Origin of the sequence: Stappia taiwanensis (genome assembly GCF_014635285.1) — a bacterium.
Lineage (GTDB): Bacteria > Pseudomonadota > Alphaproteobacteria > Rhizobiales > Stappiaceae > Stappia > Stappia taiwanensis.
Genome location: NZ_BMCR01000007.1, coordinates 153,967 through 179,052 on the forward strand (window position 1 = coordinate 153,967; position 25,086 = coordinate 179,052).

A 25,086-nucleotide genomic window follows, 5' to 3' on the forward strand; every position below is an offset into this window, starting at 1 on the left:
CCAGCGGCGACAGCCCCGATTCGTGCGAAAAGGGCGAAACCGCCTCGTCCTTGCCCCGGATTTGCGACATTGTGGCCCGTCCCGATTCGCGGGCGGGCCCTAAAGGTGCGTCCGCCGCGCCGCCAATGGACCCTTGCAAGCGACCCAGATGACGCAGACGCCTCTTCCGAAAGCTCAAGCCCGCACCATGGTGCAGGACCTGTTTGGCGGGTCGGCCCGTCCGCTGGTGCGGGTGCTTTTGCCGGTCGCGGTCGCCGAGCCCTATACCTACCGGGTGCCGGAGGGGATGGCGCCCGGCCTCGGATCGATCGTCCGGGTGCCGCTTGGGCCGCGTGAGGTGATCGGCGTCGTCTGGGCGGTGGATGTGGCCACACCCGTCTCACCCGGGCGGCTGAAGGATCTGTTGCATCACTATGATCAGGCACCGCCGCTCGACGACGCCTTGCGGGCGCTGATCGATTGGGTCGCCAACTGGACGCTGGCCTCGCCGGGCATGGTGCTGCGCATGGTGCTGCGGTCGGAGGAGGCGCTGGAGCCGGAGGCGCCGGTTCCCGGCGTACGGCGGATCGAGGCGGCGCCGCCGCCCGAGCGGCTGACTGCCGCCCGCAAACGGGTGCTCGACACCATGGAGGATGGCTTCGCCTGGTCGAAGAGCGGGCTTGCCCACGCTGCCGGCGTCAGCGCTTCGGTGATCGACGGGCTGATCGCCCATGAGGTGCTGGAGGTGGTGCAGATGCCGGCGGTCCCGCCGGTGCCGGCTCCGGATCCGGACTGGGCGCCGCCAACACTGACGGCAGCGCAGCAGGTGGCCGCCGACCGGCTTGTCAAGGCTGCTAGCGGCGGGTTCCAGACCTTCCTGATCGATGGTGTGACCGGCTCGGGCAAGACGGAGGTCTATTTCGAGGCGGTCGCCGCCGCGCTGCGCGCCGGGCGGCAGGCGCTAATTCTGATTCCCGAGATTGCCCTGACCAGCGCGTTTCTGGAGCGATTCGAGCGCCGTTTCGCTGCCAGGCCCGCCGAATGGCACTCGGAAATCTCGCCGAAGCAGCGTGCTCGTGTCTGGCGCGGCGTTGCCACGGGCGATGTCCGGGTGGTGGTCGGCGCCCGCTCGGCCCTGTTCCTGCCGTTCCGCGAACTGGGCCTGATCGTCGTCGATGAGGAGCATGACGGCGCCTACAAGCAGGATGACCGGGTTCCCTACAACGCTCGAGACATGGCGGTGGTGCGGGGCCATCTCACCGGTTTTCCGGTGATTCTCGCCTCGGCCACCCCCTCGGTGGAAAGCCAGGTGAACGCGGAGGCGGGGCGCTATCAGCGGCTGGAGTTGCCGGAGCGTGCCCTCGGCGCCAACATGCCGGAGATCGTGGCAATCGACATGCGCCAGGACGGACCGGAGCGCGGCCAGTGGCTGGCGCCCACCCTGCGCCGGGCCATCGCCGAGGCGCTGGCCGACGGGGCCCAGTCGCTCTTGTTCCTGAACCGGCGAGGCTATGCACCGCTCACCCTGTGCCGCTCCTGCGGCCATCGCTTCCAGTGCCCCAATTGCAGTACCTGGTTGATCGAACACAGGTTTCGCGGCCAGCTCGCTTGCCATCACTGCGGCCATGTGGAGCCGAGCCCGGATCACTGCCCTTCTTGCGGCGGCACGGACTCGCTGGTGCCCTGCGGGCCGGGGGTGGAGCGCATTGCCGAGGAGGCCGGCGATCTGTTTCCCGATGCCCGGGTGCTGGTGCTGTCCTCCGATCTGCCGGGCGGCGCCGAACGGATGAAGCGGGAAATGAAGGTGATCGAGGAGGGGGGCGCGGACATTGTCGTCGGCACCCAGTTGGTCGCCAAGGGGCACAATTTTCCGCTGATGCGGCTGGTGGGCGTGGTCGACGCGGATCTCGGCCTTGCCAATGGCGACCCGCGCGCCGCCGAGCGGACTTTCCAGCTTCTGGCACAGGTGACGGGGCGTGCGGGGCGGATCAGCGGCCAGGGCCACGGGATGCTGCAGACCTACGCGCCCGAGCATCCGGTGATCCGGGCGTTGGCGCGCGATGACCGCGCCGCCTTCTACAGGGCGGAGATCGCCGCCCGCCGGGCAGCACATCTGCCGCCTTTCGGCCGGATGGCGGCGTTGATCATCTCTGGCCAGGACAAGGCCGCCGCCGCCGCCCATGCGCGTGCGCTGGCGCTGTGTGCGCCGCGTGATCCCGCCCTGACTGTGCTCGGTCCGGCGGAGGCGGCGCTGGCGCTGGTACGCGGGCGCCACAGGTTCAGGTTGCTGGCGATGACCCCCCGCGCGACCGACCTGCAAGGGTTGTTGCGGGCGTGGCTGAAACAGGCGCCCAAGCCCCGGGGCAGCGTGCGCCTCCAGGTTGATGTCGATCCGCAGAGCTTTCTTTAGCCATGATCGAAAATGGCAAATGCCGTTGAGTCCGCTGCATTTGCGGGGCGCGTGGCGGCATTTCCGGCTGCATGAGCGCGAAATCAGCCATGCGGCTATGTTGCGCCGCTCGGAAGCCTGTGCTAATCGGAGCGCGGCTTTGCGGGGGCGAAAAGCCTTTGGCTGCTCCCCGATCCAAGAAAGTTTCAGTTTTCCAAGGCCTTGCAATCAGCATTGCTGAGAGCTTCGGCTGCAAACCTGCGTCAGAGAGCACGGACCCTGTGACCGACAACGTATCTCTCATTTCAGGTGTGGCTTCCCGCTACGCGGCGGCACTGCTCGATCTGTCAGAGGAGCAGGGCTCCGTGGCAGACGTCGAGAAGGCCCTGACCGCTTTCGAGAAGCTGCTCCAGGACAGCGACGACCTCAGCCGTCTTGTCACCAGCCCCGTCCTGACCGCCGATGCGCAGCTGAAGGCGTTGACGGCGGTTCTGGACAAGGCCGGCATTGGCGGGCTCGCCGCTAACTTCCTCAAGCTCGCGGCGCAGAACCGGCGGTTGTTCGCCGTGCCGTCGATGATCGCCGCTTTCCGCGTCGATCTGGCGCGGCGGCGTGGTGAGCTTTCGGCGGACGTGGTTTCGGCCAGCGAGCTGTCCGATGCGCATGTTGCGGCGCTGAAGGAAGCGCTCAACGCGGCGACCGGCAAGTCCGTGACGATCACGGCGAAGGTGGATCCCTCCCTGATTGGCGGCCTGGTCGTCAAGGTCGGGAGCCGGATGATCGATACTTCGCTCAAGACAAAACTCAATTCCCTCAAGTTCGCGATGAAAGAGGTCGGCTGATGGATATTCGGGCAGCGGAAATCTCCGCCATCCTCAAGGACCAGATCAAGAACTTCGGCCAGGATGCCGAAGTGACCGAAGTCGGTCAGGTTCTCTCCGTGGGTGACGGTATCGCCCGTGTTTACGGTCTGGACAACGTTCAGGCTGGTGAGATGGTCGAGTTCCCCGGCGGCCTCAAGGGCATGGCGCTGAACCTCGAATCCGACAACGTCGGTGTCGTGCTGTTCGGTTCCGACCGTGAGATCAAGGAAGGCGACACGGTCAAGCGGACCGGCGCCATCGTCGAGGTGCCGGTCGGTAAGGGCCTTCTCGGCCGCGTCATCGACCCGCTCGGCAATCCGCTGGACGGCAAGGGTCCGATCGAGGGTGCCGAGATGCGCCGCGTCGACGTCAAGGCCCCGGGCATCCTGCCGCGCAAGTCGGTGCATGAGCCCATGTCCACCGGCCTCAAGGCCATCGATGCGCTGATCCCGATCGGCCGCGGCCAGCGTGAGCTGGTCATCGGTGACCGTCAGACCGGCAAGACCGCGATCATTCTCGACACGTTCCTCAACCAGAAGCCGCTGCATGCGGGTGACGATGAGGGCGCCAAGCTCTACTGCATCTACGTCGCTGTCGGCCAGAAGCGCTCGACCGTCGCGCAGTTCGTCAAGCAGCTCGAGGAATCCGGTGCGCTGGAATACTCGGTGATCGTCGCCGCGACCGCTTCGGACGCCGCGCCGCTGCAGTTCCTGGCGCCGTTCTCCGGCACCGCGATCGGCGAATTCTTCCGCGACAACGGCATGCATGCGGTGATCGGTTATGACGATCTGTCCAAGCAGGCCGTGGCCTATCGTCAGATGTCCCTGCTGCTCCGTCGTCCGCCCGGACGTGAAGCTTTCCCGGGCGACGTCTTCTACCTGCACTCCCGCCTGCTCGAGCGTTCGGCCAAGCTGAACGAGGCCAATGGCTCCGGTTCGCTCACCGCGCTTCCGGTCATCGAGACCCAGGGCAACGACGTGTCGGCGTTCATTCCGACCAACGTGATTTCGATCACCGACGGTCAGATCTTCCTGGAGACCGATCTGTTCTTCCAGGGTGTCCGCCCGGCCGTGAACGTCGGTCTGTCCGTGTCCCGCGTGGGCTCCTCGGCGCAGATCAAGGCGATGAAGCAGGTTGCCGGCAAGATCAAGGGCGAACTGGCCCAGTACCGCGAGATGGCGGCCTTTGCCCAGTTCGGTTCCGATCTCGATGCCACGACCCAGCGGCTGCTGAACCGCGGCGCGCGTCTGACCGAGCTTCTGAAGCAGGCGCAGTTCTCGCCGCTGAAGACGCAGGAACAGGTTGCGGTGATCTACGCCGGCGTCAACGGCTACCTCGACCAGATCGAAGTCGGTCAGGTCAAGGCCTTCGAAGAAGGGCTGCTGCTCAACCTGCGTGGCGAACATGCCGATCTTCTGGATGCGATCTGGGAGAAGAAGGCGCTCGACGACGAACTCGAGGGACGCCTGAAGGCGGCTGTCGAGGCGTTTGCCAAGAACTTCGCCTGACGCATCACTGACGGCACCTGGAACAAGGGGCGGCCATGCCGAGCCTGAAGGACTTAAGAAACCGGATCGCCTCCGTGAAGGCGACGCAGAAGATCACCAAGGCCATGCAGATGGTGGCCGCGGCGAAGCTGCGTCGCGCTCAGGAGGCGGCGGAGGCCGCGCGGCCCTATGCGGAACGCATGGAAGCCGTGCTGGCAAATCTCGCCACCGCGTTCGAGGGACGCGAGGATGCGCCGGCACTGCTCGCCGGAACGGGTCGTGACGATGTGCATATGCTGCTCGTCGCCACGGCGGAACGCGGCCTGTGCGGCGGCTTCAACTCCTCGATCGCCAAGCTGGCGCGCGACCGTGCGCGCTCGCTAATCGCTGCTGGCAAGACGGTGAAGATCGTCTGCGTCGGCAAGAAGGGCTTCGACAGCCTGAAGCGCGATCTTGGCGCCCATATCGTCAAGACCGTCGAGCTGCGCCACATCAAGCGCGTCGCCTTCCACGATGCCGATGAGATCGGCACCATGGTCCGGCAGATGTTCGCCGATGGTGAGTTTGACGTCTGCACCGTGTTCTACTCCCGGTTCCAGTCGGTGATCAGCCAGATCCCGACGGCACAGCAGCTCATCCCGGCCACCTTCGAGGGCCAGGGCGAGAGCGGTGCGGACCGTGGAGTGGTCTACGAATACGAGCCGGACGAGGGGGAAATCCTCGCCGAATTGCTGCCGCGCAACATCTCGGTGCAGATCTTCCGCAGTCTTTTGGAAAACGCGGCCTCCGAGCAGGGCGCACGGATGAGCGCCATGGACAACGCCACGCGCAACGCGGGCGAAATGATCGACAAGCTGACGCTGAACTACAACCGCCAGCGTCAGGCTCAGATCACCAAGGAGCTGATCGAAATCATCTCGGGCGCCGAGGCGCTCTGACCGGATCGAGACGAGGATAACACTATGGCTGACACCAAAGTCGGACGAGTTACCCAGGTCATCGGCGCCGTTGTCGACGTCCAGTTCGACGACCACCTTCCGCCGATCCTGAACGCATTGGAAACCGAGAACAACGGCGCCCGCCTTGTGCTCGAGGTTGCCCAGCATCTGGGTGAGCGCACCGTGCGCACCATCGCCATGGACGCCACCGAGGGTCTGGTGCGTGGCCAGGAAGCCCGCGACACCGGCGAATCGATCTCGGTTCCGGTTGGCGACGGCACGCTCGGCCGCATCATGAACGTCATCGGCGAGCCGGTTGACGAAGCCGGCCCGATCCCGCATGACGCCAAGCGCGGCATTCACCAGGAGGCTCCGGCCTTCGTGGAGCAGTCCACGGAAGCGGAAATCCTCGTCACCGGCATCAAGGTCGTTGACCTCCTGGCGCCTTACGCCAAGGGCGGCAAGATCGGCCTGTTCGGCGGCGCCGGCGTGGGCAAGACCGTTCTGATCATGGAACTGATCAACAACGTCGCCAAGGCGCACGGTGGTTACTCGGTGTTCGCCGGTGTCGGCGAGCGTACCCGTGAGGGCAACGATCTCTACTGGGAGATGATCGAGTCCGGCGTGAACAAGGAAGGCGGCGGCGAAGGCTCCAAGGCCGCGCTGGTCTACGGCCAGATGAACGAGCCCCCGGGAGCCCGTGCCCGTGTCGCGCTGACCGGCCTGACCGTTGCCGAAGACTTCCGCGACAAGGGGCAGGACGTGCTGTTCTTCGTCGACAACATCTTCCGCTTCACCCAGGCGGGTTCGGAAGTGTCGGCGCTGCTCGGCCGTATTCCTTCTGCGGTGGGCTATCAGCCGACCCTGGGTACGGACATGGGCGCGATGCAGGAACGCATCACCACCACCACCAAGGGCTCGATCACCTCGGTGCAGGCCGTGTACGTGCCGGCCGATGACTTGACCGACCCGGCGCCGGCGTCGACCTTCGCCCACCTTGACGCCACCACGGTGCTCAACCGTTCGATCGCGGAAAAGGGCATCTATCCGGCCGTGGATCCGCTGGACTCCACCTCGCGTATGCTCGACCCGCGCATCATCGGTGAAGAGCACTACGAGACGGCCCGTGCCGTGCAGGCGACCCTGCAGCGCTACAAGGCGCTTCAGGACATCATCGCCATTCTCGGCATGGACGAGCTCTCCGAGGAAGACAAGCTGGCGGTGGCCCGCGCCCGTAAGATCGAGCGCTTCCTGTCGCAGCCGTTCTTCGTCGCCGAGGTCTTCACCGGTTCGCCGGGCAAGCTGGTTTCGCTCGAAGACACCATCAAGGGCTTCAAGGGCCTGGTGGAAGGCGAGTACGACCATCTTCCGGAAGCGGCCTTCTACATGGTCGGTTCCATCGACGAAGCGGTCGAAAAGGCTCAGAAGCTCGCAGCGGAAGCTGCGTAAGGCAACGAAGGATCGAGGCACGACATGGCGGGAGCATTCCAGTTCGAGCTCGTCTCCCCGGAGCGGCTTCTTCTCTCCGAGGAAGCCACCGAGGTTGTGGTGCCGGGCGCCGAGGGCGAGTTCGGCATCATGGCGGGACACGCTCCGGTGATGTCGACCATGCGCCCGGGCGTCCTTCGGGTCGTCCGTGCCACCGGTGGCACCGAGCGTTACTTCATTCGCGGCGGTTTCGCCGAGGCTGGTCCGAAGGGGCTGACGGTTCTGGCGGAAATGGCCGTGCCGGTCGAGGATTTGAAGGCAGATGAGATCGCCTCGCAGATTCGCGATGCCGAGGAAGACGTGCGCGACGCCAAGGACGACGCAAGCCGCGAGAAGGCGGCAACGGTGCTGCAGCAGCTCCGCGATGCCGAGAATGTCCTGAAGACGCTCTGAACGACGCGACGGCGACGTCACAAGGATTGATTAACGCCCGGTGCCACGCGCCGGGCGTTTTTCGTTGCTGAGGGGCCGATATAGGATGGGGCCGCGGCTCCCGGCGCGCAGGGAGCGGGAGCAGGGAGTTTAGGCATGAACGCCGGCCCTCTACCGGAAGGGTTTCGCTTGCTGCCGGGCTATTTCGACCGGGCGGGGCAGGAGGTGCTTGTTGCCGCCATCCGTGAGGTCGTGGCGGCTGCCCCGCTGTTCACGCCTGTGATGCCGCGCACGGGCCGTCCGTTCTCGGTCCGTATGTCGAATTGCGGCCCGCTTGGCTGGGTGTCGGATCGTGAGGGCTACCGCTATCAGGCCCATCATCCGGCGACGGGCAGGCCCTGGCCGCCGATGCCCGGGCAACTTCAGGCTTTGTGGGCGGCGCTGGCGCCGGACCAGGCGCCAGCGCAGGCCTGTCTGATCAACTATTATCCGCCGGGCGCCCGGATGGGGTTGCATCAGGACCGGGATGAACGTGACTTTTCGGCGCCGGTGGTGTCGGTGTCGCTGGGCGCAACCGCACTCTTTCGCCTCGGCGGCACGACCCGCAAGGCGCCGACCCGCTCGTTCCGCCTGTCGTCGGGCGATGTGATGGTGCTGGGCGGGGAGGCAAGGCTCGCGTTCCACGGCGTTGACCGGATCCTTCCCGGCACCTCTACCCTGGTCAAGGACGATGGGCGGATCAACCTCACCCTGCGGCGGGTGGATTGACCGCACAGCACCAGGGCCCTCTGCTTGGGACGCGGTCCATGTGCGCAAGCGGCATCCATTTCGGGAGGCTGGAGCAGAATGACGTTGGACGACCTTGAGGATGGTCTACGGAAGTTCGACGGCACGGCGATTTCGAGCCTGTCCGAAATACGGGCGGCCTGCCGAGGCCGCGCGGGCTATCTCAACGAACTGGCCGCGTTTTGTGCTGATGCGCGGGCCTCGGTCTCCGCCGGTGCGACGTGGTTGCTCAAGGCGGAGTTGGCCGAGGGTGTGGAGCTTGCGCCAGAGGTGACGGCACAGATCGTCGGCGCGCTGGACAGGGTCGTCGGCTGGCAGGCGGCGCTTCATCTGTGCCAGTCGGTCGAAATGCTGGAGCTCACCTCGGCGCAGGCCGGGCGCTTTCTCGAGTGGGCAAGGGGCTATGCCGATCACGCCCGGCCGTTCCTGCGTGCCTGGAGCCTTCACGCGAGAGCGATCCTTGGACACAGATTTCCCGAGTTTGAAGATGAGGCTGCGATCGCACTGCGGACGGCCGAGGCGGATGCCGCCGCGTCCGTGCGTGCGCGGGCGCGGAACCTGCGCAAGCTGCTGGGCGCGAAGTGAAGATTAGATCAGCCTGGCTCGGGCGGTGGGGCAACGCTCCCTGAAAACGATGAGGCCGCCGCCCGCACGTGGGGCGTCACCGGGCGCTACCACCGCGCGATAGCTCCCTTGTCTGTCTGTCAACCGACTGAGACGTCACACCTAGGTCAAGACGGCGATGGCCAGCAGGCCGGCGATGATCCAGAGGGCGATTCGGCCCGAACGGGTGTGCCGGGCTTCCGCCTTGCCGATGGCCTCGGCAGTTTCCGCGTCGAACCGGAGCCCCTTTTCCGTCATCCGCTCGATCTCCCCGGAGAGCCGTCCGGCCCGGTCGGCGAGCAGCGGCAGGTCGGCGGCAAGGCGGCCGAGGGCGGCAAAGCCGCTGGCGGCATCCTGCAAGCGGCCCGTCGGTCCGAGATTGCGCTCGATCCAGCCGCGCACCACCGGTTCGGCCGTGTGCCACATGTCGAGATGCGGGTTGAGCGTGCGGGCGACCCCCTCGACCACCACCATGGTCTTTTGCAGCATGATGAGCTGGGTCTGGGTGCGCATGTTGAACAGCTCGGTGACCTCCAGCAATTGGGTCAGCAGCCGGGCCATGGAAATCTCGGAAGCATCATGGCCGTGGATCGGCTCGCCGATAGCGCGAATCGCCTGGGCGAACACCTCCATGTCCTGATCGCGCGGCACGTAGCCCGCCTCGAAATGCACCTCCGCCACCCGTCGGTAGTCGCGGGTGATGAAGCCGAACAGGATCTCGGCAAGGAACCGCCGTTCCGCCGGGCTGAGCCGGCCGGTGATGCCGAAATCGACCGCCACCAGCGTGCCATCGGCTTCGAGGAACAGGTTGCCCTGATGCATGTCGGCGTGAAAGAAGCCGTCGCGCACCGCATGGCGCAGGAAGGACTGGATCACGGTGGCGCCGACCGCCGGCAGATCGTGGCCATCGGCTTCGATGCCGGCCACATCGGAGAGCTTGCGGCCCTCGATCCACTCCATGGTCAGAACCGATTTCGCCGTGCGCGGCCAATTGACCTCGGGCACGCGGAACCCGGGATCCTCGCGGGTGTTCTCGTTCATTTCCGAAAGCCCAGCGGCTTCCAGACGGAAATCCATTTCCAGTTCGACCGAGCGGGCGAGGGTATCGACGACGGCCACCGGACGCAGCCGCCGTGAGGGCGGATGCAGCCGCTCGATCGTTCGCGCGACCAGGTAATAGCTCTTCAGATCCCGGCGGAACCGCTCGGCAACGCCCGGACGCAGGATCTTGACGGCCACCTGGCGCAGTTCGCCATCATGGTCGCGGATCTTGGCGCGATGGACCTGGGCGATCGAGGCGGCGGCCACCGCCTCGCCGAAGTCCTCGAACAGCGTCTCCACCGGCTGGCCGAGTTGCTCCTCGACCACGCGCCGGGCCTCCGCCATCGGAAAGGCCGGCAACTGGTCCTGCAGCGAGGTCAGGTCGGTGGCGATCTCCCGGCCGACCACATCGGGCCGGGTGGCGAGGAACTGGCCGAGTTTCACATAGGAGGGGCCGAGACGGTTGAGCGCATCGGACAGGCGCTTGTCGGCGGTCTTCCTGCGCACCGAGCGGCGTTCCAGCAAGCGGATGGTGCGAAGCGCCATGCGTTGGGCCGGCGGCAGATCGGGCAGGTCGACGATGCCGAACACCCCTTCGCGGGCCATGACAAGGCCCGCGCGGGCCAGACGGAAGACTGCGATCAGCGGCATTGGTTTCTCAAATGGCCCAGGCGGAATGGAGGCAGGCGATGCCGCCGGAGTAATTGCGATAGGTGACCCGGGAGAACCCGGCCTCGCGGATCATCTCGGCGAAACGTTCCTGATGGGGAAACTTGCGAATCGATTCCACCAGATAGCGATAGGGTTCGCCATCGCCGGTGATGACCCGGCCGATCGCCGGAATGGCATTGAAGGAGAACTGGTCGTAGATCCGGTCAAGACCAGCCACATCGACCTGGGAGAACTCAAGGCAGAGGAACCGGCCACCGCGTTTCAGCACCCGGCGTGCCTCGCGCAGCGCCTGGTCGATGCGCGGCACATTGCGGATGCCGAAGGCGATCGTATAGGCGTCGAAGCTGGCATCGGGAAAGGGCAGGTCCTCCGCATTGCCTTCGACGAAGCGAAGCCGATCGGCAAGGCCGGCCTTTTCCGCCCGGTCGCGGCCCACCGACAGCATCGAGCCGTTGATGTCGCAGACGACGGCCCGGGTGGCGGCGCCGCCCTGATTGACGATCCGGGTGGCGATGTCGCCGGTGCCGCCGGCCACGTCGAGCACCTTGAACCGGCGCCCTTGTGCGCGCGGCGGGGCCAGGGCCGCAACCATGGCGTCCTTCCACAGCCGGTGCATGCCGCCGGACATCAGATCGTTCATCAGGTCGTAGCGGTCCGCCACCTGGTGGAAGACGTCGTTGACGAGCGTCTGTTTCTGCTCGCGCGCCACGTTGCGAAAGCCGAAGCTCGTCGCCATTTCCGGCCCGCGCGTGCGCGACCGGTCGCCCTGCGTGCTGCCCGCCATGTTCGGTCTCCGCTGAGGTTGTCCGGCCATGCGCCGGACCGATTGTTCCCGGACGGGCGGCCTGGCCAGAGCCCGGCCTCGTCCCGTCCGCCGATGCCTTACAGCATTTTGCCCAAGAGGTCACGAAGGCACCACCTTTCCCCTGGCGACTGCGGCAATCCGCCGGCGGCCCGATGGTGCTTGAAGGAGAGTTTTCCCCGGGCGGTGCTTCCTGTATGCACGGGGCTTGAGGTCGGCGCCACAGCACGGGCGGCGGAGCCGCGTGGCTGGCGGAACAGGGGGACACCATCAATCATGCCAGAGTTGCCCGAGGTCGAAACGGTTCGCCGTGGTCTTGCGCCGGTGTTCGAGGGGGCCGAGATCGCCAGCGTCTCGCAGAATCGGCCCGATCTGCGCTTTCCTTTCCCCGAGGACTTCGCCGCGCGGCTGACCGGCCGGCAGGTGGTGTCGCTCGGTCGGCGGGCGAAATATCTGCTTGCAGATCTCGACGATGCGGCGGTGCTGGTGATGCATCTGGGCATGTCCGGCGCCTTTCGCATCGAAACCGGCGAGGGGCGCGCGGATGCGGTGTCGCCCGTTCCGGATCTTGGTGCCTTCCGGGTCTATCCCCCCGCCGAGGCGCGCGCCCATGATCATGTGGTGTTTCATCTGCGGTCGCCGACCGGCCAGGGCGCGCGGGTTCCCATGCGCATTGTCTACAATGATCCTCGGCGCTTTGGTTTCATGACCCTGATCGAGCGCAGCGCGGTGGAAACCCACCCCTATTTCGCCAAGCTGGGGGTGGAGCCGACCGGCAACCAGCTCGATGCGGATCTGTTGGCCGCGCGCCTTGCCGGCAAGGCGACCTCGCTGAAGGCGGCGCTGCTGGACCAGCGGGTGATCGCCGGCCTCGGCAATATATATGTGTGCGAGGCGCTCTATCGCTCCGGCCTATCGCCGACCCGCGCCGCAGGCAGTCTCGTCACCGCCAGGGGCCGGCCGACAGCCGCAGCGGGGCGGTTGGCGGTCGCCATCCGCGAGGTGATCGCCGAGGCGATTGCCGCCGGCGGCTCCACCTTGCGCGACCATCGCCAGGCCGATGGCTCGCTTGGCTACTTCCAGCACAGCTTTGCGGTCTATGGCCGGGAGGGGGAGCTCTGTCGCACCCCCGGCTGTACCGGAACCATCGCCCGGATGGTGCAGGGCGGGCGGTCGACCTTCTACTGTCCACGTTGTCAGAAGTAGCCAGAATCCGGAAGCGACCTCGATGAGGGGGGGCGTCCCGGGGCCGGCGCGGGCCCTTGTGCGGACTGGCCGAAGGGCGCGGTTGCGACGGCTTCGTGCATCCGCTACCCCTAGTCGCTGTAGCAGGAGCGGCGTCGGTGCCGCGCAAGATCCGCCGGGAGGTCTCATGGGATACGAGAATATTCAGGTCGAGAAGCGGGGCCGCGTCGGCCTTGTCACGCTGCATCGGCCGAAGGCGCTGAATGCGCTGAATTCCGCCTTGATCGCAGAGCTGAACACGGCGCTTGCCCAGTTCGAAGGCGACGACAAGATCGGCTGCGTGGTGCTGACCGGCTCCGAAAAGGCCTTTGCCGCCGGTGCCGATGTCAAGGAGATGAGCACGCTCTCCTTCGTCGAGGCCTACAAGACTGATTTCATCACCAGCTGGGATCAGGTCTCGCGCTTTCGCAAGCCGATCATTGCCGCGGTCGCCGGCTATGCGCTCGGCGGCGGCTGTGAGCTGGCGATGATGTGCGATTTCATCCTGGCCGCGGACAATGCGCGGTTCGGACAACCGGAGATCACGCTTGGGGTGATGCCCGGCGCCGGCGGCAGCCAGCGGCTGACCCGCTTTGTCGGCAAGTCCAAGGCGATGGAAATGTGCCTGACCGGCCGGATGATGGACGCGGCCGAAGCGGAGCGCTCCGGGCTGGTCAGCCGGGTGCTGCCGGTGGACGAACTGGTCGACGAGGCGCTGCGGGTGGCGGAGAAGATCGCCGATTTCTCCATGCCGATCGTCATGATGACCAAGGAGAGCGTCAATCGCGCCTATGAGACGACCCTTGCCGAGGGCGTGCGGTTTGAACGGCGGATGTTCCACTCCATGTTCGCGACGGAAGACCAGCAAGAGGGCATGACCGCATTCGTCGAAAAGCGGGCGCCGCAGTTCAAGAACCGCTAGGCGGCGGATTAGCTGGCCGCCGGGGCGGTTTTCGCATTGACGGCGGCCAGGTGTCCGACTATAAGCCTTGTCGACCGGTGGCGGCTCGTTTCGCCGCCGCTTTCGTTTGGCAGAGCTGGTTTCTCCAGGGTTCCTGTTGGAAGCCGCTCCGGCCGGACACAGTGTTCACGTAACGCATCAGGACAGATAATGGCCAACACCCCTTCGGCCAAGAAGGCGGCGCGGAAGATCGAGCGTCGCACGGCCATCAACAAGGCCCGCCGGACTCGGGTGCGCACGCACCTGCGCAAGGTTGAGGAAGCGATCGCTTCCGGTGACCAGTCGGCGGCGAACGACGCTCTCAAGACCGCGCAGCCCGAGCTGATGCGGGCCGTGACCAAGGGTGTCTTTCATCGGAACCTGGCGGCCCGGAAGATCTCCCGGCTGAACGCCCGGATCAAGGCGCTCAGCGCCTGATATTTCCGACCCGCGCGAATTCAAGAACCCGGCCCTTTGGCCGGGTTTTTCTTTAGCCGGCGCCTGCACGTCCTGCGCGTGACCGTCTAAATATCACCGCCGATTCGATGTGGCCGAATGAGACCGCAATTGTCATGGAAAGAATAATAAAAACAATGACATACATAGAGGTAGCGGCCACGGTTCTGGCTCGATGCGCGTTTGCCGGGAGTCAAGATTGATCTGTTAATTTTTTTTTTGATGCACATGTTTGTTGTTGGTTTCCCGGGTGAAGGGCGCAAAACGCGTTGAGTCCAAACGCCTTCCAAAAGCCCTTTCAAGCGGGCAGCGGTGAATCAAGCTCGGCTGCATGGCGCTGGTTAATGCTTCGGTAACCATGTCCTGTTGCAGGCGGTCTGGGGCATGTGTATGTTCTTTTCATCGGGCGCCCGCCCGGGTAAATCGAACAAGAAAAAACGCGAGGGCCTCTGGAAGAGCAATGCTATATTTGTGCCGAAAATCAGATTGCGCAATGTATCATGTGTTCTCAGGGTCCCTGTATGATGGATCCTGTGATCTGAGACTGGAAAGTCTCATTTCGTCCGGCTAACTGGCGATATCCATTACAATTCGATGTTTTTCAGCTTGCTGAAGTCTTTTGGCAAGGGGTGGGTTATTTTGTCTGGTCAAGGTGAATATCACGCGTGGCCGGTATGTCCGATGAGGGGGCTGACCCGGAGCGGGGGAACCCGTAAAGGGGAGGCGGAATGTTCGATCGACCGAACGTCGGGTCATCCTAGGGGAATGGCGGATGGGCCGGTCGATTGGCAGGAAGGTGCGACGATGAGGGGCTTGACGATGACAGCGCAATGGACTTTCTGTGCCGCTCCGGCGAGGTCGACCGCACTTGCGGACCTTGCCATGACCTGAGCGCGAGGGTCTTCCCCGGCACGCGCCGGCGCGGGATCCGCAGCCGATCACGACATAACTCCCGGGTCACATCGGCACCGGGCGGGACAAGGGCTAGCGCCCTGATCGCCCGCGTATTTCCGGTGGCAGAACCCGAAAGGGAAACAAGGCAACGGGGCAGGGTTCTCCCGCCCCGACGGCCGATGTCGCGCTTGCGACAGACATCAGACGCCGCATTCGCGGCGAACACAAATGGGCCAAAACGGCGGCAACACGCGACGGGATCTGCGGCGGCGGACAAACCCGTTGGCATTGGAGGCGACACGATGAACTTGCAGGAACTGCCGGCACCCGAAATGACAGGGGCGGATCACTGGACCCGCGTAAAGAAGCGCCTTCGGGCCGAACTGGGCGAGGATGTGTTCTCGAGCTGGTTTGCCCGGGTGGATCTGGAAAACCATGCGGATGGCACGGTGCGCCTGTCGGTGCCGACCCGGTTCCTCAAGCAGTGGATCCAGTCGCATTACCACGAGCGTCTGGTCGGCCTCTGGAAGCATGAATGCGAGGATGTCCATCGCATCGAGCTGACCGTGCGCGGTGCGGTGCGGGCCCGGCCGGCGAATGCTGCAGCCGCCGCCAGGTCCCTGTCGCCGGCAGCGCGCCCGGTTGCCGGCTCCGCCTCGATGACCGTGGTCGATGGCGGCCGCTCTCAGCCCCGGCCGGTGAGCGCGGCCCGCCCGAGCCCGGCGCAGGAGACCCGTGACGGTCTGGAGGGCGCCTCGCTCGACCCCAAGTACACCTTCGCCTCCTTCGTGGAGGGCGAATCCAACGCGCTCGCCCTCGCCGCCGCCCGGCAGATCGCCACCGCCAGCGCCGTGACCTTCAATCCGCTTTACGTTCACGCCTCCGTCGGCCTCGGCAAGACCCATCTGATGCAGGCGGTCGCCGCCGAGGCAAAGGCGGCCGGACGCCGGGTCCTTTACCTCACCGCCGAGCACTTCATGTATCGCTTCGTCGCCGCGCTGAAGGCCCAGTCGGCTCTGGCGTTCAAGGAGACCCTGCGGACCATCGACCTGCTTTTGATCGATGACATGCAGTTCCTGCACGGCAAGCAGGTGCAGCAGGAATTCTGCCATACGCTCAATGCGTTGATCGATGGCGCGCGCCAGGTCGTGGTTGCCGCCGACCGTCCGCCTTCAGATCTGGAGACCCTGGACGACCGGGTGCGCTCGCGCCTGGCCGGCGGTCTTGTGGTGTCGATCACGGAACCGGATTTCGGCCTGCGCCGGGCGATTCTCGGCAACCGGGTGGAGACGGTGCGCCGCGCTCATTCCGGCTTTGCGATTCCCGAAAGCGTGCTCGATTACGTGGCGCGGCATGTGGGCAACTCCGGGCGCGACCTTGAGGGAGCCCTCAACCGGCTGATCGCCCATAACCAGCTGACCAGCCAGCCGGTCACCCAGGAGATGGCCGAGGCCACCTTGCGTGATCTGGTGCGCAACACCGAGCCGCGCCGGGTGAAGATCGAAGACATCCAGCGGGTGGTATCGAAGCACTACAATGTGTCGAAGGCGGATCTCCTGTCGGCCCGGCGCACCCGCACCATCGTGCGCCCCCGTCAGATCGCCATGTTCCTGGCGAAGATGATGACGCCGCGCTCGCTGCCGGAAATCGGCCGGCGGTTCGGCAATCGCGATCACACCACCGTGCTGCATGCGGTGCGCAAGATCGAGGAAATGAGCCGGGCCGACGCCAACCTGGCGCAGGAAATCGATCTGCTGCGGCGCATGCTTGACGCCTGACGCGCAAGACGGATGAGCGGCAGCCGGCGTGAGGTGCGAAAGCCCACGCCGGCTTGCCCTTTGTGGTGGCGGCCATGGTGTTGCAACCGCTCTTGCTTTTCCCTCAGCTTGCGGGCAGTGTCGATGCCCGTTTCGCTGTCGCGAACTCCTCCCCACATACGCGGCTTGTGAAGGCCGCCGCATCGGATGACGGACGATACAATGAAAGTGACTCTTGAGCGGACCGACCTCCTGAAGTCCCTGACCCATGTGCATCGTGTCGTCGAGCGCCGGAACACCATCCCGATCCTGTCCAACGTGCTGCTGCGCTGCGATGGTGGCCAGCTCGCCCTCAAGGCGACCGACCTCGATCTGGAGATTTCCGAGCAGATTCCGGCGCATGTGGAACAGCCGGGCGCGACCACCGTGCCCGCGCACATGATCTACGACATCGTGCGCAAGCTGCCCGAGGGCGCGCAGGTTTCGCTGGAGACCTCCGGCGACAATGCCACGCTGGAGCTGCGGGCCGGCCGCTCGCGCTTCGCCCTGCAGATGCTGCCGGAAGCCGACTTCCCGGACATCACCGCCGGGGAGTTCAGCCACGCCTTCACCCTGACCGGGCGGGATCTGCGGCTGATCATCGATTCGACCCAGTTCGCGATTTCCACCGAGGAAACCCGCTACTATCTCAACGGTATCTACATGCATACGGTGACGACCGACGCGGGAGAGCGGTTCCGCGGTGTCGCCACCGACGGACACCGGCTCGCCCGGGCCGAGGTTCCCGCGCCCGCTGGTGCGTCGGGCATGCCGGGGATCATCGTGCCGCGCAAGACCGTGGGCGAGATGCAGAAGCTGCTGGAGGATCCGGACGCCGAGGCGCAGGTGGAAATTTCCGAGGCGAAGATCCGCATCACCACCGGCAATGTGGTGCTGACCTCCAAGCTGATCGACGGAACCTTCCCCGACTACGGTCGGGTGATTCCGCAGAACAACGACAAGACGATGCTGGTCGACCGCGATGACTTCAAGGCGGCGGTCGATCGTGTCTCGACCATCTCGTCGGAGCGTGGCCGGGCCGTCAAGCTGGCGATTTCCGAAGGCCGGATGGTGCTGACCGTGATCAATCCCGATTCCGGCTCGGCGACCGAGGAACTGGCGGTCGATTATGAATCCGATCCGCTGGAGATCGGCTTCAATTCCCGCTATCTGCTTGAAATCACGGGGCAGCTTCGCGGCGACACGGCCAGCTTCTCCTTTGCCGATGCGGGCGCGCCGACCCTGATTCAGGATCAGGGCGCCGAGGACACGCTCTATGTGCTCATGCCGATGCGCGTCTGACGGCCGTTTGGCGTCGTGACGCGGCGGCCGACAGGAGGCGCGCCATGAGCGGGCCGGTCCATGTGGCGCTGCGTCGCCTCGCCCTGACGAATTTCCGCAGCTACGAGACGTTCTCGCTGACGCTGGATGCCCCGCTGGTGGCTTTCGTTGGCGAGAACGGCGCCGGCAAGACCAATCTGCTCGAAGCGGTGTCGCTGCTGACCGCCGGACGTGGCCTGCGCCGGGCGCCGCTGGGCGAGATCGCCCGCAAGGGCTCCTCCGGCGACTGGTCGGTCGCAGCGGTTGTCGATGGGCCGCAGGGCGAAACTCGCATCGGGGTCGGCCATCGGCCCGGCGAGACCGGCCGGCGTATTCGCATTGATGGGGCGGACGCGCGCAACTCCGAACAGCTTCTCGACTATCTGCGGGTTCTCTGGCTGCTGCCTTCCATGGATGGGCTGTTCACCGGCCCGGCCGGGGATCGGCGCCGATTTCTCGACCGGTTCGTGCTGGCGGTCGATCCGGGGCATGGCCGGCGCGTCGCCGATCTGGAAAAAACCCTGCGGGCCCGCAACCGGCTGCTCGATGGCAATGGTGCGCCGGAGTTTCTCGACGCGGTCGAGGCGCAGCTTGCCCCGCTGGCGGTGGCCGTGTGTTTCGCCCGGCGCGAAACCGTGGCGCTGCTCGCCGAGCGGGTCGCCGCCCAGGCGAGCCTGGGGTTGCCCTTCCCGCAGGCGGGCATCAGCCTGGATGGTCCCTTCGAAGAGGAGGCCGATGCCTGTGCCGCCGGCGATCTGGAAGACCGCTACCGCGCCCGGCTGGTCGAGACGCGCCGGCGCGATCGCGCCGCCGGTCGCACGCTCGACGGGCCGCACCGGTCGGATCTGAAGGTGCATCATCTGGCCAAGGATATGCCCGCCGGGCTTGCCTCCACCGGTGAACAGAAGGCCCTGTTGATCGGTCTGGTGCTCGCCCATGCGGAGGTGACCGCCGCCATGTCCGGAATGACGCCGCTGTTGCTGCTGGACGAGGTGGCGGCCCATCTTGACCCGAACCGGCGGGCGGCGCTGTTCGCCCGGCTTGCCGAGCTGGGGCCGCAGGTTCTGATGACCGGCACGGATCCGCTGCTTTTTTCCGCCCTGCCGCGCGAAAGCGAAGTATTTCAGGTCGCCAGCGGCAGCGTCACCCCCTATAGTCCGGGCTGAAAAATCAAGGACTGTCTCACCCCATGGATATCACCGCCCTGATCGTCTTCGCATCGGCGCTTTTCGTGGCTGCCGTCATTCCCGGACCGGGGATCGCGGCGATTGTCGCGCGCGTTCTGGCGCGTGGTCGCGATGGAGCCCTGGCCTTCTGTTTCGGTGTTGCCCTGGGGGATGTGATCTGGCTCGGCCTGGCCGTCGCGGGGCTCGCGGTGGTGGCCAACACCTTCGCCACCGTTTTTCTGGCAATCAAGTACCTGGGCGCTGCCTATCTGGTGTATCTTGCCTGGAAGATGTGGCGGGCGCCGGCCGATGCGGGCATGGCGAGCGTGGTCCGTCCGGCGAGTGAAAGCCGGCTCAATCTGGTGCTCGGCGGTCTGGCGGTCACCCTCGGGAACCCCAAGGTGATCGTGTTCTATCTGGCTCTCTTGCCGAACATCATCGCTCTGGAGACGGTGACGGTGCTCGGCTTCGTCGAGCTCAGTGCGGTCACCTTCGCGGTGTTGGCGGTGGTGCTTGGTGGCTATTGCCTGCTGGCGGAGCGGGCGCGGGGGCTGATGTCGAGCCCGTGGGCGGTCCGGCTGCTCAATCGCGTGGCAGGCTCGGTGATGGCCGGCGCGGCGGTGGCGATCGCCACCCGCTGACGCGGCGCAAGGGGCCGTCCTGCCGCCTTTGCAAAGCCCGCAGGGCGCCTTCCGGGCGCGTATCGGAAATAGCGGCGATGGTGGGCCGGGCTCGGCGAAAGCCGAGGTTGGTTGAACAGGTGTGTGAAGCCCGTATAACGGTTCTTCAACAGTGATCCAGCGAGAAACTGATTCGAATGAGTGATACCCCGATGACCGGCGATCCCGCCTCGCAGCCCGCCTCTGACGCCGATGACTATGGCGCCGGCTCGATCAAGGTTCTGAAGGGCCTTGATGCGGTGCGCAAGCGGCCGGGCATGTATATCGGTGACACCGATGACGGCTCGGGCCTGCATCACATGGTCTATGAGGTGGTGGACAACGCCATCGACGAGGCGCTGGCCGGTCATGCCGACCGGGTGACGGTGACACTCAATGCCGATGGCTCGGTCACCGTGAGCGACAATGGCCGCGGTATTCCGACGGACCTGCATCCGGAGGAAGGGGTTTCGGCGGCCGAAGTGATCATGACCCAGCTCCACGCGGGCGGGAAGTTCGACCAGAATTCCTACAAGGTTTCCGGCGGCCTGCATGGGGTGGGCGTGTCGGTGGTCAATGCCCTGTCGTCCTGGCTGGAGCTCAGGATCTGGCGCAATGGGCGCACCCATACCATGCGCTTTGAGGATGGCGAGGCGGTGGCGCCTCTGGCCGATGTCGGGCCGGCGGAGGGAAAGAAGGGCACCGAGGTGACCTTCCTGCCATCCTCGGAAACCTTCACCAGGACCGAATTCGATCTCGGCACTCTGGAACATCGCCTGCGCGAGCTGGCTTTTCTCAACTCTGGCGTTCGCATTCTGTTGACCGACCGGCGCGGGGTCGAGGAAAGCGTGGTTGAGCTCTATTACGATGGCGGTCTGGAGGCCTTCGTGCGCTATCTCGACCGGGCCAAGCACCCGCTGGTGGAGGATCCGGTGGTGATGCGGGCCGAACGCGATGGCATCACCGTGGAGGCGGCGCTGTGGTGGAACGACAGCTACCACGAGCAGGTGCTGTGCTTCACCAACAACATCCCGCAGCGCGATGGCGGCACCCATCTGGCCGGTTTCCGCGCGGCCCTGACCCGACAGATGACCGGCTATGCCGACCGTTCCGGTCTGCTGAAGAAGGAAAAGGTGTCGCTGACCGGCGACGACTGCCGCGAGGGGCTGACCTGCGTCTTGTCGGTCAAGGTGCCGGATCCGAAATTCTCCTCCCAGACCAAGGACAAGCTGGTCTCCTCCGAGGTCCGTCCGGTGGTGGAGAACGTCATCAATGCCACCTTGTCGACGTGGCTGGAGGAAAACCCCGCCCATGCCAAGACCCTGGTCTCCAAGGTGGTGGAGGCGGCCAGCGCCCGCGAGGCGGCGCGCAAGGCGCGCGAGCTGACCCGGCGCAAGGGCGCGCTCGATGTGGCCTCGTTGCCCGGCAAGCTCGCCGACTGTCAGGAGCGCGATCCCGCCAAGGCCGAATTGTTCCTGGTGGAGGGTGATTCCGCTGGCGGCTCCGCCAAGCAGGGCCGCAGCCGCGAGAATCAGGCGATTCTCCCCTTGCGCGGCAAGATCCTCAACGTGGAGCGGGCCCGGTTCGACAAGATGCTGTCGTCGAACGAGATCGGCACACTGATCACCGCGCTTGGTACCGGCATTGGCGCCGAGGAATTCAACCTCGAGAAGCTGCGCTATCACAAGATCATCATCATGACCGACGCCGACGTCGATGGCGCGCATATCCGCACGCTGCTGTTGACGTTCTTCTTCCGGCAGATGCCGGCGCTGATCGAGAACGGGCATGTGTTCATTGCCCAGCCGCCGCTCTACAAGGTCAAGCGCGGCAATTCCGAGCAGTATCTGAAGGATCAGGAGGCATTGGAAAACTACCTGATCGACGCGGGGCTTGAAGATTGCGCGCTCACCCTTGCCAATGGCGAGGTGCGCACCGGCCAGGACCTGCGCGATGTGGTGGAAAAGGCGCGGATTGTCTCCGGCATCCTCGATGGCCTGCATACGCGCTACGATCGCGGTGTCGTTGAGCAGGCGACCATTGCCGGTGCACTCAATGCCGACGTGCATCACGACCCGGAGAAGGCGCGGGAGGCGGCCGCCTATATCGCTCGGCGCCTCGATATCCTGGCCGATGAGTTCGAACGCGGCTGGGTCGGGGAAGCGCGGGAGGATGGCGATCTTGTCTTCACCCGCACCGTGCGCGGTGTGGAGGAGGTGGCGACGATCGACGCGGCGCTGCTTGGCTCCGCCGATGCCCGAAAGCTCGATGCCCGTGCCGCCCAGTTGCAGGAGGTCTTCATCAAGGCCGCCACCTTGTCGCGCAAGGGGGTGAGCCAGCCCATTCGCGGGCCCCGGGCGCTGTTGGAGGCCGTCTTCGCCCAGGGGCGCAAGGGGATCGCCCTGCAGCGGTACAAGGGCCTTGGCGAGATGAATGCCTCCCAGCTCTGGGAAACGACCCTCGACCCGAACGCCCGGTCCCTGCTGCAGGTCAAGGTGCGCGAGGCCGATGCCGCCGACGATATCTTCACCAAGCTGATGGGGGACGACGTGGATCCGCGCCGGACCTTCATTCAGGACAACGCGCTTTCGGTCGCGAATCTCGATGTCTGACCCTTTGCAGGCGAAGTTTTCGCCCGCAACGGCAAAGACCCTTTGACAAAGCCGGCCGCTGCCCCTATACGAAGCGGCCAAGACAGCAATCTCCTCAAAAACAAGCCGTATCGCACAATGCCGACAATCAATCAGTTGGTTCGCCAGAACCGCAAGCCTATCGTCAAGAAGTCCAAGACGCCCGCTCTGAACGGAAATCCGCAGAAGCGCGCCGTCTGCACTCGCGTCTACACCACGACGCCGCGTAAGCCGAACTCGGCTCTGCGTAAGGTCGCTCGTGTGCGCATGACCAATGGCAACGAAGTGACCGCCTACATTCCGGGCGAAGGTCATAACCTCCAGGAACACTCCGTCGTGCTCGTTCGCGGCGGCGGCCCGAACGACCTTCCGGGTGTGCGCTACCGCGTGATCCGCGGTGTGCTCGACACCCAGGGCGTCAAGGATCGTAAGAAGCGTCGTTCGCTCTACGGCTCCAAGCGGCCGAAGTAAGCACCAGCTTTTGTTTCTGGGTAGACCTGCTGCGATTTGCCCTCGGCTTCGGCCGGGGGTTTTTCGCGTTTGGCGGTAGCCTGTCGCGCGCTGCGTGCACAGGTTATCCGGAGCAGTGGCGGGTGAGGGGCCTTGCCGGACGTAAGGGGTCCGGAAATGCCTGGGGGGCGGGGGCAGCCTTGTCCAGCGTTAGTGGCTGTTCTCGTACTTGCGGGTGCCAGCCATCAAAAAAGCCGCCCACGCGATCCGCGGGCGGCTTTTTTGATGGTCGGTCTCGGCTTTCGGCCGAGCGCCGGAACGTCTTGTCGTCAGGCGGCGATGCGCTTCTGCGCCCGGAAGGCGACCGGGGCGTTCTCGCGATTGCGACGACGCTCTTCCGGCGAGATGTAGACAAGCGCGCGGTGCTCGTCGCAGTAGGAAACGCCCGGCTCGACGCGGTTGCTGCAGGGGAAGGAATAGTTGCCGCCGGTGCCTTCGGCCCATTTGCATTGCCCGGAGCGGGGCAGACGAAGATCGGTCATGAGTGCATCCCGTTGGTGTGGCCATCCGGCGGGGGTAAGCCCCGCGTCACGCCAACGGCGTGGGATGAGCGCTTGGACGACCGGCGAACCCTTGTGGCGCCAGTTCGAAAAAACCAGAGAGCTGTAATATAAGTGTCATGCTGCACTGCGGCAAGCTTGGCCTCGGTATAGGTGCCATGCTTGCACTGCAGTGCAACAATCCGACGGCGATGGGGAACGCCGGCAACCATAACGAGGAGCCTGGTCGGAGCCCTTCCGGCAAGATGGAAAGAACGCCAGCCCTTCTTGTTTGTGCAAGCTCCCGGGCGAAAACCGCCCAGGTTTTGCGGCGACAGGCGTCAGTCCTTGTTTTCCCGCAGGTTCGTGACCGTGCGCCGGTTCTGCGCCCGGCATTCCTGTTCGGGGCAATCCCGCACCTTGCGCTGGGTCCCATAGCCCTTGGCCCAGAGGCGGCGCGGGTCCACGCCCTTGCTGATCAGATAGGCCATGGTGGCGTTGGCCCGGCGCGTGGACAGGGCCTTGTTGTCGGCGGCGCTGCCCGGGTCGTCGGCGAAGCCCTGGATCTTGGCGTACCAGTGCCGGTTTTCCTGGAGCCACGCGGCCTGCTTGTCGAGCGTCATGCGCGCGGTGTCATCGATCTCCGCCGAGCCGGCGCTGAAATAGGTGCGCCGGCCGACGTTCAGCATGAAGGCTTCTTCGCTGCCGGGGGCGATCCTGGCGAAACCGACCGCCGGTGCGTTGGTCACATCCGGGGTCGCGACCTGCTCTGTGGTGTTGCAGCCGGCCAGCAGGGCAGCGCAAGCGGTCAGCATCAGGGCCCGTTTCACCCTGCTGGTGGCAAATGACGTCACGATGAAATGCTCCCTGAGATCGGTGGTCAGCCTTTGCTGGATTCGGGGCCGGACCCGGCGCCAAGGTGTTCCAGCACCAGAACGCGGGTGCCCAGCGGGCAGCGCTGGTACAGATCGACGATATCTTCCGGGAACATGCGAATGCAGCCGGACGAGACGTCCGAGCCGATGCTCCAGGGCTCAAGCGTGCCGTGGAGCCGGTAGCCCGTGTCGCCGCCCTTGTCGTTGTAGAGGTAAAGCGCGCGCGGCCCGAGCGGATTGTTCGGCGCGCCGCCCTTGACGAGCCGCGGCAGGTCCGGTTGACGCTTCAGCATGTCGGGTGGCGGCACCCAGCGCGGCCACAGGGCCTTGCGCTTGATCTGGGCGCGGCCGTACCATTTGAAACCGTCCCGGCCCACACCGACCCCGTAGCGCAAGGCGGTGTTGTTCTCCCAGATCCAGTAGAGATAGTGGTTGCGGGTGTCGATGACGACAGTGCCCGCCGGCTCTTCCGAATAGTATTTGACCATCTGCCGTTGCAGATGCGGCTTGATCACCTTGAAATTGGTGCGCCGGTAGGAAAAGCCGTTATCGGCAGTGGCGCCATCGAACCATTTGGACGACGCCAGTGCCGGCACCGGCAGGCTTGCCGCTGCCAGCAGGGCGCCGGTACCGGCAAGCACGCTACGTCGTGACGGATGGCTGCTCATGCCGTTCTCCCCCCTCGGCCGGATTGACTGCTCAACTCACGCGCGTCAA

General features: G+C 65.3%; 22 protein-coding genes. 17 read left to right on the top strand and 5 right to left on the bottom strand.

Going from position 1 to position 25,086, the window contains the following annotated elements:
- The first annotated feature begins 187 nt into the window (after positions 1 to 187).
- The 8 genes from IEV83_RS16065 (at position 188) to IEV83_RS16100 (ending at position 8,887) form a co-directional block, all read left to right on the top strand.
- On the top strand, positions 188 to 2,389 hold the full coding sequence (locus IEV83_RS16065) for a primosomal protein N' (RefSeq protein ID WP_181761684.1): 2,202 nt from the start codon (positions 188 to 190) through the stop codon (positions 2,387 to 2,389).
- A gap of 260 nt (positions 2,390 to 2,649) precedes the next feature.
- Positions 2,650 to 3,210, top strand: a complete 561-nt coding sequence (locus IEV83_RS16070; RefSeq protein WP_209003204.1) for a F0F1 ATP synthase subunit delta — start codon at positions 2,650 to 2,652, stop codon at positions 3,208 to 3,210.
- Positions 3,210 to 4,739 (top strand): F0F1 ATP synthase subunit alpha, encoded by a 1,530-nt coding sequence (gene atpA / locus IEV83_RS16075; RefSeq protein ID WP_181761612.1) that lies wholly within the window; start codon positions 3,210 to 3,212, stop codon positions 4,737 to 4,739. Before IEV83_RS16070 ends, atpA begins: the two co-directional genes overlap by 1 nt.
- Positions 4,740 to 4,774: 35 nt before the next feature.
- Positions 4,775 to 5,656: a F0F1 ATP synthase subunit gamma gene (locus IEV83_RS16080; protein WP_181761613.1), complete on the top strand. Its 882-nt coding sequence runs from the start codon at positions 4,775 to 4,777 to the stop codon at positions 5,654 to 5,656.
- 24 nt (positions 5,657 to 5,680) lie between these two features.
- Complete coding sequence (gene atpD / locus IEV83_RS16085; protein WP_181761614.1) at positions 5,681 to 7,105, top strand: F0F1 ATP synthase subunit beta; 1,425 nt, start codon at positions 5,681 to 5,683, stop codon at positions 7,103 to 7,105.
- Positions 7,106 to 7,129: 24 nt separating this feature from the next.
- Positions 7,130 to 7,537, top strand: a complete 408-nt coding sequence (locus tag IEV83_RS16090) for a F0F1 ATP synthase subunit epsilon (protein WP_181761615.1) — start codon at positions 7,130 to 7,132, stop codon at positions 7,535 to 7,537.
- Between the two features lie 135 nt (positions 7,538 to 7,672).
- Positions 7,673 to 8,284 carry an alpha-ketoglutarate-dependent dioxygenase AlkB family protein gene (locus tag IEV83_RS16095; RefSeq protein WP_181761616.1) on the top strand — a complete coding sequence of 204 codons (612 nt, stop codon included), beginning with the start codon at positions 7,673 to 7,675 and terminating at the stop codon, positions 8,282 to 8,284.
- 84 nt (positions 8,285 to 8,368) lie between these two features.
- Positions 8,369 to 8,887: a hypothetical protein gene (locus IEV83_RS16100; RefSeq protein WP_181761617.1), complete on the top strand. Its 519-nt coding sequence runs from the start codon at positions 8,369 to 8,371 to the stop codon at positions 8,885 to 8,887.
- 141 nt (positions 8,888 to 9,028) lie between these two features.
- Here IEV83_RS16100 and ubiB read toward each other — a convergent pair whose 3' ends face one another.
- Positions 9,029 to 10,597 (bottom strand): 2-polyprenylphenol 6-hydroxylase, encoded by a 1,569-nt coding sequence (gene ubiB, locus IEV83_RS16105; protein WP_181761618.1) that lies wholly within the window; start codon positions 10,595 to 10,597, stop codon positions 9,029 to 9,031.
- A 7-nt stretch (positions 10,598 to 10,604) separates the two neighbouring features.
- On the bottom strand, positions 10,605 to 11,354 hold the full coding sequence (gene ubiE / locus IEV83_RS16110; protein WP_181761686.1) for a bifunctional demethylmenaquinone methyltransferase/2-methoxy-6-polyprenyl-1,4-benzoquinol methylase UbiE: 750 nt from the start codon (positions 11,352 to 11,354) through the stop codon (positions 10,605 to 10,607).
- A gap of 342 nt (positions 11,355 to 11,696) precedes the next feature.
- On the opposite strand from ubiE, the gene mutM reads away from it, so the two are divergent.
- The 9 genes from mutM (at position 11,697) to rpsL (ending at position 22,976) form a co-directional block, all read left to right on the top strand.
- Positions 11,697 to 12,626, top strand: coding sequence for a bifunctional DNA-formamidopyrimidine glycosylase/DNA-(apurinic or apyrimidinic site) lyase (gene mutM, locus IEV83_RS16115; protein WP_181761619.1), 930 nt, complete (start codon positions 11,697 to 11,699; stop codon positions 12,624 to 12,626).
- Positions 12,627 to 12,792: 166 nt separating this feature from the next.
- Entirely contained in the window at positions 12,793 to 13,566 is a 774-nt protein-coding gene (locus IEV83_RS16120) for an enoyl-CoA hydratase (RefSeq protein WP_181761620.1), read from the top strand.
- 189 nt (positions 13,567 to 13,755) lie between these two features.
- Positions 13,756 to 14,022 (top strand): 30S ribosomal protein S20, encoded by a 267-nt coding sequence (rpsT, locus tag IEV83_RS16125; RefSeq protein ID WP_181761621.1) that lies wholly within the window; start codon positions 13,756 to 13,758, stop codon positions 14,020 to 14,022.
- 1,244 nt (positions 14,023 to 15,266) lie between these two features.
- Positions 15,267 to 16,712 (top strand): chromosomal replication initiator protein DnaA, encoded by a 1,446-nt coding sequence (gene dnaA, locus IEV83_RS16130; protein WP_209003213.1) that lies wholly within the window; start codon positions 15,267 to 15,269, stop codon positions 16,710 to 16,712.
- 201 nt (positions 16,713 to 16,913) lie between these two features.
- Positions 16,914 to 18,032, top strand: coding sequence for a DNA polymerase III subunit beta (gene dnaN, locus IEV83_RS16135; RefSeq protein WP_181761623.1), 1,119 nt, complete (start codon positions 16,914 to 16,916; stop codon positions 18,030 to 18,032).
- Between the two features lie 44 nt (positions 18,033 to 18,076).
- Positions 18,077 to 19,216: a DNA replication/repair protein RecF gene (gene recF / locus IEV83_RS16140; RefSeq protein WP_181761624.1), complete on the top strand. Its 1,140-nt coding sequence runs from the start codon at positions 18,077 to 18,079 to the stop codon at positions 19,214 to 19,216.
- A 23-nt stretch (positions 19,217 to 19,239) separates the two neighbouring features.
- Positions 19,240 to 19,857 (top strand): LysE family translocator, encoded by a 618-nt coding sequence (locus IEV83_RS16145; protein ID WP_181761625.1) that lies wholly within the window; start codon positions 19,240 to 19,242, stop codon positions 19,855 to 19,857.
- Between the two features lie 176 nt (positions 19,858 to 20,033).
- Positions 20,034 to 22,487 carry a DNA topoisomerase (ATP-hydrolyzing) subunit B gene (gene gyrB, locus IEV83_RS16150; protein WP_181761626.1) on the top strand — a complete coding sequence of 818 codons (2,454 nt, stop codon included), beginning with the start codon at positions 20,034 to 20,036 and terminating at the stop codon, positions 22,485 to 22,487.
- A 117-nt stretch (positions 22,488 to 22,604) separates the two neighbouring features.
- Positions 22,605 to 22,976, top strand: a complete 372-nt coding sequence (rpsL, locus tag IEV83_RS16155; protein ID WP_181761627.1) for a 30S ribosomal protein S12 — start codon at positions 22,605 to 22,607, stop codon at positions 22,974 to 22,976.
- Positions 22,977 to 23,284: 308 nt separating this feature from the next.
- Here the strand turns inward: rpsL and IEV83_RS16160 are convergent, their stop codons facing one another.
- From IEV83_RS16160 to IEV83_RS16170, 3 genes are all read right to left on the bottom strand, one after another.
- A complete protein-coding gene (locus IEV83_RS16160) occupies positions 23,285 to 23,497 on the bottom strand; it encodes a hypothetical protein (protein ID WP_181761628.1) in 213 nt (70 codons plus the stop codon).
- A 338-nt stretch (positions 23,498 to 23,835) separates the two neighbouring features.
- Entirely contained in the window at positions 23,836 to 24,309 is a 474-nt protein-coding gene (locus tag IEV83_RS16165; protein WP_181761687.1) for an OmpA family protein, read from the bottom strand.
- A 65-nt stretch (positions 24,310 to 24,374) separates the two neighbouring features.
- Positions 24,375 to 25,037, bottom strand: a complete 663-nt coding sequence (locus IEV83_RS16170) for a L,D-transpeptidase (RefSeq protein WP_181761629.1) — start codon at positions 25,035 to 25,037, stop codon at positions 24,375 to 24,377.
- Between the last annotated feature and the right edge of the window lie 49 nt (positions 25,038 to 25,086).

Coding starts and splice junctions, on each gene's coding strand:
- dnaN (WP_181761623.1), top strand. CDS start 16,914: ATGAAAGTGACTCTTGAGCGGACCGACCTCCTGAAGTCCCTGACCCAT.
- IEV83_RS16095 (WP_181761616.1), top strand. CDS start 7,673: ATGAACGCCGGCCCTCTACCGGAAGGGTTTCGCTTGCTGCCGGGCTAT.
- IEV83_RS16160 (WP_181761628.1), bottom strand. CDS start 23,497: ATGACCGATCTTCGTCTGCCCCGCTCCGGGCAATGCAAATGGGCCGAA.
- gyrB (WP_181761626.1), top strand. CDS start 20,034: ATGAGTGATACCCCGATGACCGGCGATCCCGCCTCGCAGCCCGCCTCT.
- IEV83_RS16145 (WP_181761625.1), top strand. CDS start 19,240: ATGGATATCACCGCCCTGATCGTCTTCGCATCGGCGCTTTTCGTGGCT.
- atpD (WP_181761614.1), top strand. CDS start 5,681: ATGGCTGACACCAAAGTCGGACGAGTTACCCAGGTCATCGGCGCCGTT.
- IEV83_RS16120 (WP_181761620.1), top strand. CDS start 12,793: ATGGGATACGAGAATATTCAGGTCGAGAAGCGGGGCCGCGTCGGCCTT.
- ubiB (WP_181761618.1), bottom strand. CDS start 10,597: ATGCCGCTGATCGCAGTCTTCCGTCTGGCCCGCGCGGGCCTTGTCATG.
- atpA (WP_181761612.1), top strand. CDS start 3,210: ATGGATATTCGGGCAGCGGAAATCTCCGCCATCCTCAAGGACCAGATC.
- IEV83_RS16080 (WP_181761613.1), top strand. CDS start 4,775: ATGCCGAGCCTGAAGGACTTAAGAAACCGGATCGCCTCCGTGAAGGCG.
- recF (WP_181761624.1), top strand. CDS start 18,077: ATGAGCGGGCCGGTCCATGTGGCGCTGCGTCGCCTCGCCCTGACGAAT.
- rpsT (WP_181761621.1), top strand. CDS start 13,756: ATGGCCAACACCCCTTCGGCCAAGAAGGCGGCGCGGAAGATCGAGCGT.
- IEV83_RS16170 (WP_181761629.1), bottom strand. CDS start 25,037: ATGAGCAGCCATCCGTCACGACGTAGCGTGCTTGCCGGTACCGGCGCC.
- mutM (WP_181761619.1), top strand. CDS start 11,697: ATGCCAGAGTTGCCCGAGGTCGAAACGGTTCGCCGTGGTCTTGCGCCG.
- ubiE (WP_181761686.1), bottom strand. CDS start 11,354: ATGGCGACGAGCTTCGGCTTTCGCAACGTGGCGCGCGAGCAGAAACAG.
- dnaA (WP_209003213.1), top strand. CDS start 15,267: ATGACAGGGGCGGATCACTGGACCCGCGTAAAGAAGCGCCTTCGGGCC.
- IEV83_RS16165 (WP_181761687.1), bottom strand. CDS start 24,309: ATGCTGACCGCTTGCGCTGCCCTGCTGGCCGGCTGCAACACCACAGAG.
- IEV83_RS16090 (WP_181761615.1), top strand. CDS start 7,130: ATGGCGGGAGCATTCCAGTTCGAGCTCGTCTCCCCGGAGCGGCTTCTT.
- rpsL (WP_181761627.1), top strand. CDS start 22,605: ATGCCGACAATCAATCAGTTGGTTCGCCAGAACCGCAAGCCTATCGTC.
- IEV83_RS16065 (WP_181761684.1), top strand. CDS start 188: ATGGTGCAGGACCTGTTTGGCGGGTCGGCCCGTCCGCTGGTGCGGGTG.